Here is a 14,731-nt window from a genome sequence, read left to right on the forward strand (position 1 = left end):
ACATCATTGCGCCGGACTGCTGGTCGCCGCGTCATACCAGGATGGCGAAGCAGACCAAGACGTGGCGCGATATCGGGAGCTCCACATGTCGATCCTTCGCGTTCATAGTCTTGCAACTGCCGCGCTCCTTTCCTTGATCCTGGGTTCGAGCGCCTGGGCAAAAGATGTTTACATTGCGGTAGCGGGCCCAATGACGGGAAGTACTGCGGCGCTGGGCGCGCAGATACGCGACGGAGCGGCCGCGGCCGTGGATTCGATAAATGCATCGGGTCTGCTGCCTGACACAAAGCTCGTATTGAGGATTGCCGACGACGCATGCGATCCCAAGCAGGCCGTCGCTGTTGCCAATCGCTTGACAACTGACGGGATCAAGCTTGTCGTTGGGCACTTCTGTTCATCTTCGTCGATTCCGGCTTCAGATATATACGCCGAAGCCAAGGTGATTCAGATTTCACCTGGCTCGACGAATCCACGCCTGACAGAGCGTGGCCTAACCACGCTGTTTCGGATTTGCGGCCGCAATGACCAACAAGGCAGGGTTGCGGCCGACTACATCGTGCGGCACCACCAAGGCGTAAAGCTCGCGGTCCTCGACGATAAGAGTATAGCAGTCAAAGGCATCGCCGATATCGTTGAATCGCGGCTTCGTGCAGCTGGCGAGCACACTGTTCGACAAAGCTATGTTGCCGGCGAGAAGGATTACACCGCTCTGGTTTCGAGACTAAAGAGAGAGGGAATCCAGATCGTCTATATCGGCGGCTATTACAACGAGATCGGCCTCATCGTGCGTCAAGCTGCGGAGGCGGGCGCACGCCTGACTGTGATCGCCAACGATCCGCTGATGACAAGCGACTTTTTGGCCATTGCCGGCGAGGCCGCAAACGGCACGCTTTTCACCTTTATGCCGGACCCGACGAAGAATGCTGCAGGGGCAGCCGCTGTCGCCAGGCTCAAGGCTTCGAGCCTATCTGCCGCGGGTTACACGCTCTACGCTTATGCCGCGGTGCAAGCAGGCCAGAGTCCGTCAAACGGGCCGGCACCTTCGATGCCACCCGGGTCGCTGCGGCCCTACGCTCGGGCTCAATCGAAACGGCCATTGGCACGGTTCGATTCGACTCCAGGGGAGACAATGCCGCTCCTGGCTTCATCACTTACCGCTGGCGCGACAATACCGTCGAAGCGGTCGAGCAGAACTGATCGCCCGTCCCAACACCGCACGGAGCGTTCGAATGATGAACCATCCTCGATATAGCGATTGCGCGCTGCTCACGTGCCTCGCAGTCGCCGCAGTCGCAGCATTTCTCACCCTCGCGGCGATGCTATCACAGCTGTCGTGCGAGCCCGTACGGCCGTCCGAAGAGTACGTTCCCATTCGCCTGGTGCCACTGCAGTGAGCACCACTTTCACATTCGTAAGGCCAACGAACATCGGCACCTTCTTCCAGCTAGTCAAACTGATGCGCGTCTTGCTCTCGGGAGTGAGCTGTCCGGGCCTCTTCAGAAGGAACGCACCATGTGGCAAGATGTCAGTCGCGCGCAGTCTGTCTGCCGATTACGCGAGTTCAAGCCAAGCGTTAGCAGCGCTATTCGGCCGAGTGGACGTGGCGTTCCATCCCCTCCCAGAAACAGTGTTCGCTGGGATAACGCCGTGCGGCGCCTGATCCGTGCTGATCGCTACCGGACTTTGAGTTGGGCAGGCTCTGATCCGGTGCGGCCCTTAGATCTAAGCCCGCCTATTGAACACCCAACATTCACATTCATGCACGCCTTGCGCTTCCCGGCTCCGAACATAGCACGCGCCACATAGGCTCGATGAACGCCGTCAACTGCTCGCGTCGACAAAAGGGAGAACACCAAATTGGATGCCAAACTGCAAGCTATGCTTTCCTCGCTCTCGCCGGTCGCTCGCGAATTGGATGCTCTGCCGTCCGGGCGGCCCACCCCGGACAATGGTTGCGTTAAACTGAACACGAATGAGAACCCATTTCCTTTGCCAGGCATCGTGATGCGAAGCGCAATTGCAGCTCTTGAGTTGCAATACCTCTATCCAGAGGACGACAATGTCAGCTTGAGACAAGCGGCCGCAGCTGCCTATGGCATTGCAACTGATCGCGTGATGGCTGGCAATGGATCGTCTGAACTCCTCAGTCTCATTTACAGAGCCTTTCTTGCCCCGGGGGACGGTATCGCAATGATGTCGCCCGGCTTCTCATTCAATCGCAAGCTTGCCATGTTGCAAGGGGCCCGCTTCATTGAAATTCCCTGGTCTGAACCTGACTGCTTGCCGATGGACGAGCTGCTTTTCGGTGCGGCTAAACATGCCAAATTCATTCTGCTGGCCAATCCGAACAATCCGACCGGAACCTTTGTTCCGCTCGCTGAGATCGAACGCCTCGTTATACGATCTGACCGATTGATCGTATTGGACGAAGCTTATGTCGATTTCGCACCTGAGGACGGCCTACGCCTTGTTGAGCGCCATTCGAATCTTCTGGTCCTGCGCACGTTTTCCAAGAGTTATTCCGCCGCTGGCATTCGCGTCGGCTTCGGTTTCGGCCATCCCGAGCTGATTGGGCGGCTTCGCAACATCCAGAATGTTTTCAACATGAATGTGGTCGCTCAAGCGGTGGGCATGAGCGTCCTTGCGCATCGCGACGCCTACGAGGAGAACCATCGCCACGTCAGGCTTGAGCGGCAGCGCGTAGCGGCCGCCCTCTCAGACTTTGGGTTCTCTGTAACGCCTTCCCACGCGAATTTTCTCCTCGCCCGTGTGCCGGTAGGCCAGAGTGGCAGTTGGTGGCAGGCGGCGTTGGAAGACCACAAAGTCCTTGTTGCCTTCTTTCCGGATGCCGGCCTGGAAGAGTGCATTCGGGTTAGCATCGGTACAAAGCGCCAGATGGATGCTTTTCTTCCGGCTGTCGGCAGCATTCTTAAGAAAGTGGGATGCCGTGGCTAGTGCCCGTTCCACGCATGTCACGGATCCCCGTTCGTGATCGATCCGGACGAACGTCTGATGCAGCTTCGCGACGCAGCCGGAGTCAGTTTTTATCGAGTCGGCGCATTGCGAGCTGTTGAGAACGGCTCCGCAGCATATGCAGCGCATTCCGAGCGAGCACCTCTTGCACCCCGAAACCCGGCGGACTCCGGTCCTCTCTATATAGGAGATAACTGAGTGAGAAACGTTCTTCCCTCACACCTAACCTGCGGGATCTTTGATCATCTTGACGAGGACGGGCGCGATATCGCACGGCAATACGCGGACCGCCTCACCCTCGCGGAGGCCTACGACCGGCTCGGTTTCTATGCCTATCATCTGGCGGAGCATCATTGCACTCCTCATGGACGGGGTCCATCGCCGAACTTGTTTCTGTCGAGCGTCATACAACGCACACGGCGACTTCGCGTTGGTCCCTTGGTCATGCTGCTCAACCTCTATCATCCGCTGCGTGCATTCGAGGAGATCTGCATGTTGGATCACCTGAGCAGCGGCAGAGTTGAGGTCGGCCTTGGTCGCGGCTCCCTACCGATCGAACTGAGCTACTTTGGGGTTGGAGCCGATGTTGCCTCGAGCCGTTACGAGGAAGCTTCCCAAATCTTCGTTGGCGCGATGAATGGCGGTCCGCTCTCATACCAAGGGCAACATTTTGCGCTGAGCGACGTTCCCTTGACACTTTCACCTCACCAGCATCCTTGTCCCCCGACATGGATTGCTACAAATCGGCCAGACTCAGCCCGCTGGGCTGCAGCAAATGGCGCCAATCTCGCGTGCATGGGTCCCTCTTCTGCCGTTCGCAAGATAACCGATGTCTATCGCGCTCATCGAAACGCGGAGCATGACACCAGCGGTGCAGCACCATTTCTGGCATTGCTCCGCATGGTTGTAATTGCCAGCTCTGATGCAGCGGCCCGCTCCCTCGCGGCGCCAGCCTACGAAACATGGCTCAAGAGCTTTAAGTTCCTGTACGAGCTCAATGACATCCCGCCTCCATCCAACCTGCCGCTGACCTTGGATGCCGCAATTGAGAGTGAACTGTGCGTTGTCGGAACCCGCGCTTCGGTGCGCCAAACTCTTCTCGATCATCTGGAAGAGGCAGGGGCGAACTATCTCCTTTGCCAGCTCGCCTTCGGATCTCTGTCACTGGATGCCTGCCTCAACACCGCGACTGCGATTCACTCCGAGCTCATAGCGGCAGATCGCTGACGGTGACCCAACAGCGGTTCCAATAAATTCGCCCTTGACCCGGCAATAAATGGCGACACCGAGGCCAATGAGTACCGCAGCCGAATGCATCAATCAGGCCGCTCTTATGGTTCAAATGGCTTTTACGCGCATGCGACCTTTTCGACTACATCACCAAACAGGAGGCTTGACGGCAATAAATGGCCTCGCCCTCATTTTGCGTGCGTTGACATTGCCGGAGCAGTGGTTTGCTTGGACAGGTGAGTTGGCTCACGTTCATCCCGCTTTGGCGCGCCGATTCCTCGATCTCATTCCACACGAATCCAAGGTGTGGCTTATCGCCCGAGCGGCCCTGTCGTGACGCGGTCCCGGCAGCGCTCCGCCCAGACGGAGGAGATCGCGCGTAAGCTCGAGATCGTGCTGGCGGAGTTGGCTTCGCTGCGCATTCTGCTGGCCGCGCACGGCATTAGCACCCCGCGACCTCTCGATGAGGACTACCTCACTGTTCAGCGGTTCGCAGCGATGAACCACATAAGCCCCGAAGCCGTGCTCTCTCGGATCCGCCGCGGCAAGTTGCGCGCGGAGAAACGCGGTGGCCGCTGGTGGGTGAAATGCACGGTTTGCACTGCATAGCCGTGCAGTGACGAGAACAGTAAGAGAGACGGGATGAATCAATCCGAGATACGGAATCCGGCACATGGAAATGATCTGTGCGTTTAAGTTGGTATCTCTTCTGGGCTCGACCGGACGGCCGATGAAGACTCAAGAGATCGATCGAGGTCAACGTAGCGCACGACCAACACACCGTCGACAGATCGGGAGGCTCGATCTCGATGCACCCATGCAATCACAAAACGCGCCGGCCCCGAGCACCGGGATATCGAATGACCACCTTTGCGTGACCAGGATCACTCAGCCGATTCCGACTGGTTAACTGAGCGATCCGAGTGAACAACCGGAAGAGCGCGGTCGCGTGGCATAGAAGTCCAGTCCGATTCGCTGGCAATATTGTGGCAACAGAAAACTGCGCACACCCTCCATGTCGGTTTTGAAGGTGAGCCACCGCACGCGCCCAGCTTACGGCCTCGAGCACAGGAGAGATAGATGCTTGCTCGCAATCGCACTCTTTGCGAGTTCCCCTGAGGCATATCTTGAACGTTCCGGCTCACGCCCCCTGGGGCGTAGCAGAGGAAATTAGCCCAGTCATTTGCCTGGTCGCCTCGCGCGCAGGTGTCAAACAGGGACAGATCTGAATTCGCTGGGATGGTCGCCAGAATCTGGCTGGAGAAGGAGATGGCCAATGATGTCACCAAGACTGATGTCAGTCCTCGGGTCGATGGTAGCAGTCGAGCGTATGTTTTGGAAATTTCGAGAATTGATCGATGGCGACAGCTCGATCTCACCTGACATGCGAGATACGCTTCATGTAATATTGGACGCAAAGCTTCTTTCCGCAAAAGATAAGATTATGAGCGACGCGCGCGCCGCGATCGACGCGACTCCTGATTTGCCGCAGGCGGCGCGCGACCGAGCATACGGGTCGCTCGATTTTGCGATGAAAATGTTTATGACCAGCGAAGGGCGCCGCACTCAGGATCCTCTTAGCCAAGTCGGTATCTGCAGCGCTAATCCCAAGATGCATTGATCCATGCCCGCTCAGCCATCGCCCGCCGCAACACTTGGCTGTGCACTGTTGATGTTAGCCGAGGCGCTTCGATTGAACTCCTGATGAGGAGCTTTGAAGCTGGTGGAATCGAGCGACAGCGACCTCGCTAGTTGTTGAATCTAATGTCTTCCTTGGACCGGCAGGCTGGGTTGGAACCCGCCGAAAATGCTGCAGGCTCCGGTTTGTCTCAAGCATCCGGAAGCAGGCTCTCTCTGGCCATCTTTAGCGTCCTCTGCGTCGAGCCAATATGCGATTCCCCTCAGCTCTGTAGCTTATTCATCGCAAGGGCCGGCCACTCGTCGTCATCGGGCAGTGGCGCAGACTCGATTCTGTTCGTGGGACATAGCACTCGAGTTGATCCAGCTCAAGCATCATGGTTCGCGTTTTCGCGCGATGGTTTCGATGTTTGGCGACGACCTTTACCGAACGAAGGTCCCATGTTGAGCCATTCTTCGGTATGCGCCTGATCAATCGGATCAAGAGCATCGGCTCACCCACCCGACGTTGATGTATCCTCTTGGCCCATCCGCAGCATGAATACCTCTCATCAAAACAATAGATTTTACCGATATCCTCCGTATCCACATAGCTAGCCGCCGCCTATAGCAAGGATGATTCAGGATAAGGCGCGTGACGACGTATTCGCGATTTTCAACGCAATGTGCGGATGACGAGCAAGCGCCAGCACATGACCACCCCTTGCGTCCAGATAGAGGCAAGTCTTGGTCTCGCTATCGTGGCACGCGCGAGCTGCTTGCATGCATTCATCTGGCTCCAACACCAGCCTTGAGACAGCGTGGGCAGCTCGCCTTCAGATCTCTAGCCAACGTTAGCAGGAGCAGCGCAGCGCAAGCCGATAGCGACAAGGGCGGTCTAGCGCCGTTTGGTGCAGCGCTCTGGCAGCCTGATCCCGGATGGCTGCGCTTGACGCGCACCGGTCGGTCCGGCGTCGCGCCGATCGAGAGCCCTTTGCGAGCCAACAAGGAACTGTGTTTACGATGTGGGCTCGCGGCCGCGGCACATGCGCGCGCCGTATGGGATATGGACCAAGGAGGCCCTCGCCGCGTCGGCGAAGGCCGAACTGGCACCGCTGCCCTGGTCAGTCGACCCGCAAGACTGGTCTCGTCCTGGCGTCGAGGCGATTGTTGCCGCGGTGCTTTCCTCGGTCCGGCCGGGGGCAATCGTCCTCCTGCACGACGGATGCCCACCCAACGAGTTGGGACGCTGCCCTCATGCTGGTCGGCGCGACCAGACTGTGACGGCGCTCGCCCGGCTTATTCCAGCACTGCATGACCGTGGATTTGCAATCCGGTCGCTTCCTCAACCTCACTGAATAGATCAATTCCCATGAGCCTGCTTGCCACAATCAGCACCGTTGCTGTTGCCTCCTACGCGTTGCTCTCCAGCGTCCATAAGAGCGCGCAGGCGCTTTACGCGCGGCGAACCGACGCCTCACTGCCGCCGTACGACCAGATTGACACCGGTGCTCTGCCTAGCGTGGATGTCATCGTGCCCTGCTTCAACGAGGACCCGCGCACGCTGGCGGCCTGCCTGAAGTCGATCGCGAGCCAGGACTACCCAGGGCGATTGCAGGTCTATGTGGTCGATGATGGCTCTGCAAATGTCGGTGCAGTGGCACCCGTGCACGCGAGCTACGCATATGACCCGAGGTTCAGTGTCATTCTGCTGCCAAGCAACGTGGGAAAACGCAAGGCACAGATCGCCGCTATACGCCGGTCATTCGGCGATCTCGTGCTCAACGTCGATTCCGACACGGAAATCGCCAGCGACGTCGTCAGCAAGCTCGTACGCAAGATGCAGGATCCGGCCGTCGGCGCGGCGATGGGCCAATTGACGGCCAGCAACCGGAACCACAGCTGGCTGACCCGCCTGATCGACATGGAGTACTGGTTGGCTTGCAACGAGGAGCGCGCGGCGCAGACGCGCTTTGGTGCCGTCATGTGCTGCTGCGGGCCGTGTGCCATGTACCGCCGTTCCGCGCTCATGTTGCTGCTCGACCAGTACGAGACGCAGTTCTTCCGGGGAAAGCCGAGCGATTTCGGTGAGGACCGTCATCTGACGATCCTCATGCTCAAGGTAGGGTTTCGAACCGAGTACGTTCCGGACGCCATCGCCGCCACGGTGGTCCCGGACAAGCTCTTGCCGTATCTGCGGCAGCAACTTCGCTGGGCGCGGAGCACATACCGCGACACGCTGCTCGGTTTGCACCTGCTGCCCGGCCTCGATCGGTACCTCACGCTCGATGTGCTCGGACAGAACCTCGGGCCGCTGCTGCTCGCCATCTCATCGATTGCTGCGCTCGCTCAGCTCGCGCTCACGGGCAGCGTGCCCTGGTGGACCGGTATGACCATCGTCGCGATGACCATGATTCGATGCAGCGTAGCGGCCGTTCGTGCCGGCGAGCTTCGCTTTCTCGGCTTCTCGCTGCACACCCCGATCAACATTTTCCTCCTGCTCCCGATGAAAGCCTATACGCTCTGCACCTTGAGCAACAGCGACTGGCTCTCGCGCAGACCGCCAGATTTGCCCGACGAACATGGAAGGCATGGCAAATTTTTGTACCCGGCCCCCACAACAGATAAACCGAAGGAGATTGTTTGCATGTCGCGCATTCAGCACCTTGAACACCGCATTGCTCTACAATTGGAGGTCGTGGCTCAACTGATCTGCCAGGACAAATTCGCGCTCGGAGCGGTCAAGCTGCTCGACGAACTCACAAGCCAACTGGTCGCGGCAAAACTGGAACTTGGCGCAATAGGCGAGGCGAGCGCCAGCAGGCGAACAGTCCCAGCGGAAAAATACGGTGGCCTCTTCTATCCAGAAGACCTCCGCATCCTAGCTAAACTTTTCGACGAGGCAGTCGCGGCTTTACCGCCAGATTGCCGTACTATCGCCAATCGTACGCAAATCGCAAAACTTGTTCTAGCTAGGGGAACGACAAGTGAACTCAAATCCGACCCAAATCATGGCGCCTGCGTTCTTGGCGATTTGATTGATCACACGTTCAACGCTTCCTCTTCTAATCAAATCGAGGTTCCACCTAGCACCTGGCGGAATTCTGCTTAAGGACGTACGTCAAAGCACTCGAACGGTAATAAACTCGAACCGCAATAAGACATCGCCTTGCTTTGAGAACCCGGGGGTTCTTTTGAGATCGCCAAGCGCTGTGTATACAGGCAGCCTCCTTTTCCTAACAGTTTCGTCTCGTCAGCAGGCAGGCCGCGGGAGAGGTGGTAGGACCACTTCTTCGACATCCTCAAGGCAGAATCCTGCAATTCAGACCCTCGGGCTCAGAGGATGAGTGCGGCACCCCTTGCACTGCAGTGCGACCGCCTGCCGGCCGCCCCGACGCGCAAATAGTCCAGGCGTCCTAACAGCACGCCGACTGCGCAGTGAGATGGCTGGTCTCTCGTCCACGTTTCGGCTGCGACCGAAAGTCTTCTCCGTTGCTCCCCGGGAGCTATCGCCGAAAGTTGGTGACGGCGGGAATCGGGAAGGCGGCATATCGTGGGGGTGCTTGACGCCTCCACTTCTCCACCAAAGGAGCGATATGCCGTGCCCAACGATAACGTCACCAGACTGATTCAGCCAGGATTCTTCGACGATCAACTCACCGAAATCTTGCGTAATGGGGCACGAGCCCTGCTCGCCAAAGCGGTCGAGGTTGAGGTCGCGGACTTTCTCGACAAGCATGCCGATTTGAAGACCCAGGACGGTCACCAGCGCGTCGTCCGCCACGGTCACCTGCCGGAACGCGAGGTGATGACCGGTATCGGTCCGGTCGCCGTCCGCCAGCCGCGTGTGCGTGATCGCGAAGCCGCCGCCGGCGATCCCGGCCGCATCCGGTTCTCGCCGTCGATCCTGCCGCCCTACATGCGCCGGTCGAAGTCGATCGAGACGCTGCTGCCGATCCTTTATCTGAAGGGTATCTCGACCGGCGACTTCTCCGAGGCGCTGGCGGCGCTGCTCGGCAAGGATGCTGCCGGGTTGTCGGCATCGGCCATCGGCCGCCTGAAGGACGGCTGGTTCGACGAACACGCCGCTTGGCAGAAGCGCGATCTGTCGGCGAAACGCTACGTTTACATCTGGGCGGATGGCATCCATCTCGAAGCACGCCTGGAGGACGAAAAGCAGTGCATCCTCGTGCTGATCGGCGCGACGCCGGAAGGCCGCAAGGAACTGGTCGGCTTCACCGATGGCGCCCGCGAGAGCGCGCACGACTGGCGCGATCTGCTGCTCGATCTGAAGCGGCGCGGGCTCGATGCTTCCCCGCGGCTCGTCATCGCCGATGGCGCACTCGGGTTCTGGAAGGCCGCCGGCGAGGTCTGGCCGAAAACGCGCGAGCAGCGCTGCTGGGTGCACAAAACCGCCAACGTGCTCGCCAAGTTACCGAAGAGCCAGCAGCCGAAAGCGAAACGCGCGTTGCAGGAGATCTGGATGGCCGAAACCAAGGCCGCCGCCGAACTGGCGTTCGAGGCCTTCATCGAGAGCTACGCGTTGAAATACGACAAGGCGGCCGACTGCCTGGCCAAGGATCGGGATACGCTGCTGGCATTCTACGACTTCCCGGCCGAGCATTGGAAACACTTACGGACCACGGATGAGATCGACAAGCAGTTTTTAGCGGGCTCCGGAAGATGCATTCTTTTGTTCGACCGCGCCGCCGGCATTCTTCCGTCCCGACCGCCCTTCTCGCAGCTGCCGCGCGCAGGGGCGGTCAAGGCTGGCCGCAGTTTGCGGCCACCGCAAGGCTCGGCCTTGACCGGCCCGAGCACGGCGGCATCCTCGATCGGATCGGGCCTGGAAAGAAACAATGACTCACCGGCCCAGTGTCCGAGGGGGATGGGAACTAGCCCGAAACGGCGATTGTTATTGTCGTGCGCGGGTGACTTCGTGGCGAAGAGCGGCGCGTCGGCTGTAAGCGTCGTCGGGCAGCCCTATCTGTGTCCTGCCGGGTTGAGGCGCCCGCGCGCCTTTTCTTTTGGCGGGCGCGGGCGCCAGGCTTCGACAAAGTGCTCATACCTTCTCTGCGCTTGCTCGGCGACGTGCATCTCCTGATCGCGGAGTTGTTTGATATTGTACGCGTAGGCAGGTCCGCGCGTGTTGCCTTTTTTCTGCGCTCGGCCAGCCTGTAACTCCATGCCGCGCATCTTGTGAGCGACAAGACTGGGGCGGGCCCAGAGGTAATCCTCTTCGTTCGTCAGCAGATGCCAGCACAGGACGGTCAGCTTGCGCGCTACGGCGACGGCGGCCACCTGATGGCCCCGTCTGGCGCGGATGCGCACGAAGAAAGCGTGGAGCGGTCCGGGTGTCTTGGCGGCAGCCCAGGCGGCTTCTACCAGCATGGCCCGGGCGTGGCTACGTCCGACCTTGCTGATCCGGCCGTGATGAGCGGCACCGAGGCCCGACTGGTGCACACGCGGATTGAGCCCGAGGTAGCTGACCAGTTTCTGCGGGCTCTTGAAACGCGTGATATCGCCAATTGCCGCCATCAACCCGGCCGCCACCGCCAGATTGACGCCGGTGATCGTCAGCAGCCGCCTGACCGAGCCGTCGTCCAGGCTGTTTGTGGCGATCTCCCGATCGAGGATCGTGAGATCTTCGGCGAGCCGATCGAGCTCGCGCACATGCCGCTCAATAGCATTCCGTTCGTCGTCGGGTACTGGCTGGTGCGCCAGCCAATCGCGGCCGCGGCCGTTGAATAAATCGGCGTGCGGACATTTTGGGATCAGGTGCGCGTGAAGGATTGCGTGCACTTCGTTCTTGATCCGGGTACGATGCCGCACGACCTGGTAACGCCGGGCGATCAGCCTGCGCAGCCGTTCTGTGGCCGCGTCCGGCGTCCAGATTTCCGGCAGATAGCCGGCCGCGTACAAGCTGGCCAGCGTGCCCGCGTCGACCTTGTCGGTCTTCACATGGGCATGCGCGATTGCCTTCACCTGCAATGGGTTGGCGATGACCACCCGCTTCACGAACGGCGACAGCACCCGTGACACCGCCATGCAGTTGCCGGTCGCTTCGATCACCACCTCGTCTATCCGTTGAAGGCTTTTGCCAAAGCCTTCCAGTGCCGTGTGGGTCATATCGACGCGACCGGCCGGTCGAAGTCTGCCATCTTCCCAGAAAACCACCTCGCCGAAAGTTCGGTGGATATCCATTCCGATTATGCGTCGCATTTACACCTCCTGTCATATGACGGGAACGGTGGGCGACACGACAACTACGGATCCGCGCTCACGGCGCAACCGGGCTAGTCGTAGAGGCGGCCAGCTACTAACTCGAGCTCGCAGCTCATCGTACGCATCGGCCTGCCCACACCTTCGTGCTCCCGGTGCCTCTGTCCCGGATGGTCGCACCATACGCCACGATCTTGAAACCGCAGCCGAACATCAGCACCGAGAATCTTATACCGGTTACCAACCCCATTGAAAGCACCTTCGCCACCGTGCGCCACCGCACGATCCGATCGAAGGGCTGTCTATCCAACAAGACTGCGCTCACGATGGTCTTCAAACTGATCGAGGGCGCCCAAAAAAGCTGGCGCCGTCTCGACGGTCATAACCAGTTGCCAAAACTCGTTCTCAGTCTGACATTCAACAACGGGATCGAGGTCATCGCAAAGCCGAATGATCGTCAGCCCGCAACCGCCGCCGCCTGACCGGCCCCCGCCGTCACCAAAATTTGGCGATAGCTCGCTCCCCGGGCGGCTGGGGCAATGCCGCCGAGAGAAACGCGCCACTCTGACCAAATCACAGGTATCAGCCATAAGGAATGTCGTTTCGTGCAATGATCACGGCGTGGGCGGCTCCGCGGATCTGCAGACTATGCCTGGTTCCACGCACATTGCTGCTGCTGGCCACCTCGAGTTAGAATACATTTTGGCTGGGAGTAGCCGAAGGGACTTGAATCGTACGTGGCGTCACGTTGTAGGAAGTAGGCATCCGCCGCCTCGCGCCGACCAACTAGTTAACCACCGATGGCGGGAGTGTGACGTAACACATCAAAGCAATCCTCTGGTTTAGACATCGAGATGACGACAGCACTCCTTTTTCTCACCATGATCTTCTTCGGCGGCTTTGGATTGGGCTACGGTGTGCGCAGCTGGCGTTCCCGCAAGCGACGTGAGCGCGCCCGGCTCTATGGTGCTCTCTTTCATTCCGGCACTTCTGCTCCGCCGCCGCTCCGAGGCCCCGCACGCCGTGGTTCCTAATGCTGCATTCGGCCTTGCTCAAACAAGGAAATTGCCGATCCGCCACGCGAGGGCGAACGCCCTTCACCGCCAGTTCGTCGAGCAGAGATTCGCAAGGCGGAGTGGAGGCCACGCGCGTGCGCTCGTGGAGTCGGTCCCAACAGCACGGCGTAACGTGTGGCTGATCGCCGATCTGACCCGAGACACTGAGCGGTCAAGACTGCGAGTTGACCGTTCACGAATCATCGGGTCGGTAGCGGTGGATTCGCAACCGGCCCCGGCCTGACAACGTACCTCTGTGTGATCTTGGCATGTGCGGAAGCGATTGCCGGACCGAATTCCAATCAGCGCTGGTGGGAAGCGCGGAGGAGATATGTCTGAGACGCGAGCGAGCGCTTGAAACTGAGTGCAACGGCGAGCACGATTGCGGCAGCGTCGACAACAAAGAGCCCCTTTCACTCTCCTTCGGCATCTACAGTGCTTCGATGCCCGTCGCGTTCTGCACTGGACGAGAAGAGAGATCCAGAGCCCTCGCACGACTTCGAATTTCATCTCGCGACAGGATCAACGCCGCGTTGACCGCAACCAATGCTTCCTGGCCGAGTTCGATTTGCTGAACGAGCCTACCTAAACTGAGAGGTTCCGAAGGTGAGACTTCCTTCGTAGAACTCGATCCGCGATAGTCAGTACAGCGGATGCATCATGAAGCCTGACGAGCGCCTCGCCGAAGTCCTTGAGAATAGCGCGTGTTTTGATGATGAGGCATGGGAGGTGTGGGCACAGTGCCTCTCACCCACTGAGCGGCTGGAGTATATTCGTAAGCATCGCTCTCACTTCCGGTTCACAGATTACGATGAAGTGATAGCTGTTGTACGGGGTCGGCGCTTCACCGGTTGCTCATCGCAGCTCCTTCGATGGCGTCACAGGATGAGAGCAAGGACGTTGCAAAGCGCTTTGCTCTTTTCGGTAGCGGTGTGGCTGGGCATCATCTGGCTTGCGATGCGCTTAATCCGCTGAGATCAGCAGCCTGCTTTTCGCTCACGCCTATGCAATCTACACTCGCACGCGACCGAGCATTGCGACGCGGTTGGAGATGATCTGCAACGCCGCAACCTGACGCAGCGTTCGGTTCGAACATTCCTTTGGGCGCGAATGTTGCGATGCAATTACAGCAATTCGCGTGGACGTTGTTAAGACGCACGGGGCACAGGGCACTCAAGAGATGAGAGTAGAAGTGAAGAACCTGTTGCTTGCGACTGTGGGCATGGTGGCGTTTGGCGCAGTGGCGCCCGCATTCGGTGCAGATCTGGCTGCGCAGCCCGTCCAACCTCTCTACACCAAAGCTCCGCAGCCTGTCGCGGCCGCAATCTACGACTGGAGCGGATACTATATCGGCATGGACAGTGGCTTGGGCTCAAGCTCGAATTGCTGGGATTTCAATGGCGGCACGCCCGAGGGCTGTCATGACGCGACCGGCGTGACCGTTGGTGGCCAGATCGGCTATCGATGGCAAGTGGGCCAGATCGTGCTTGGTCTGGAAGGCCAGGGGAACTGGCTGATTTGACCGGCTCGAATGTCAGCGTCGCGTTTTCGGATATCAACCACACCAAGGTTGACGCGTTGAGTTCTGTGGTCATGTGGCTACCCCGTGTTGCCCTAGTGGCTCTGCACAGTGA

The 14,731-nt window shown here is 59.2% G+C and carries 6 protein-coding genes and 5 pseudogenes; 9 read left to right on the forward strand and 2 right to left on the reverse strand.

The annotated features are described in order from the left end of the window. Positions 1-85: 85 nt before the first annotated feature. From FXB38_RS36020 to FXB38_RS36055, 7 genes and pseudogenes are all read left to right on the forward strand, one after another. Complete coding sequence (locus tag FXB38_RS36020; protein ID WP_246230402.1) at positions 86-1,252, forward strand: branched-chain amino acid ABC transporter substrate-binding protein; 1,167 nt, start codon at positions 86-88, stop codon at positions 1,250-1,252. A 626-nt stretch (positions 1,253-1,878) separates the two neighbouring features. Further along, positions 1,879-2,955 (forward strand): histidinol-phosphate transaminase, encoded by a 1,077-nt coding sequence (hisC, locus tag FXB38_RS36025; RefSeq protein WP_187435383.1) that lies wholly within the window; start codon positions 1,879-1,881, stop codon positions 2,953-2,955. Positions 2,956-3,171: 216 nt separating this feature from the next. Then, entirely contained in the window at positions 3,172-4,200 is a 1,029-nt protein-coding gene (locus tag FXB38_RS36030; protein ID WP_148755689.1) for an LLM class flavin-dependent oxidoreductase, read from the forward strand. 1,279 nt (positions 4,201-5,479) lie between these two features. Continuing rightward, positions 5,480-5,824 (forward strand): hypothetical protein, encoded by a 345-nt coding sequence (locus FXB38_RS36040; protein ID WP_148755690.1) that lies wholly within the window; start codon positions 5,480-5,482, stop codon positions 5,822-5,824. A 996-nt stretch (positions 5,825-6,820) separates the two neighbouring features. Continuing rightward, positions 6,821-7,178 (forward strand): annotated as a pseudogene (locus tag FXB38_RS44185) (chitooligosaccharide deacetylase NodB); the annotation flags it as partial. A 14-nt stretch (positions 7,179-7,192) separates the two neighbouring features. Then, positions 7,193-8,431: pseudogene (gene nodC, locus FXB38_RS36050) on the forward strand (chitooligosaccharide synthase NodC); the annotation flags it as partial. Between the two features lie 990 nt (positions 8,432-9,421). Next, positions 9,422-10,549, forward strand: a pseudogene (locus FXB38_RS36055) (IS256 family transposase); the annotation flags it as partial. A 254-nt stretch (positions 10,550-10,803) separates the two neighbouring features. Here FXB38_RS36055 and FXB38_RS36060 read toward each other — a convergent pair. Then, entirely contained in the window at positions 10,804-12,024 is a 1,221-nt protein-coding gene (locus FXB38_RS36060) for an IS110 family RNA-guided transposase (RefSeq protein ID WP_187435384.1), read from the reverse strand. Between the two features lie 257 nt (positions 12,025-12,281). Here FXB38_RS36060 and FXB38_RS36065 point away from each other — a divergent pair. Further along, positions 12,282-12,524: pseudogene (locus FXB38_RS36065) on the forward strand (IS256 family transposase); the annotation flags it as partial. A 360-nt stretch (positions 12,525-12,884) separates the two neighbouring features. Here the strand turns inward: FXB38_RS36065 and FXB38_RS43225 are convergent. Beyond that, positions 12,885-13,022, reverse strand: coding sequence for a hypothetical protein (locus FXB38_RS43225; RefSeq protein ID WP_187435381.1), 138 nt, complete (start codon positions 13,020-13,022; stop codon positions 12,885-12,887). Positions 13,023-14,277: 1,255 nt separating this feature from the next. On the opposite strand from FXB38_RS43225, the pseudogene FXB38_RS36070 reads away from it, so the two are divergent. Continuing rightward, positions 14,278-14,731 (forward strand): annotated as a pseudogene (locus FXB38_RS36070) (outer membrane protein); the annotation flags it as partial.

It is taken from the genome of Bradyrhizobium cytisi (assembly GCF_008123515.1).
In the GTDB taxonomy this organism is placed as follows: domain Bacteria; phylum Pseudomonadota; class Alphaproteobacteria; order Rhizobiales; family Xanthobacteraceae; genus Bradyrhizobium; species Bradyrhizobium cytisi.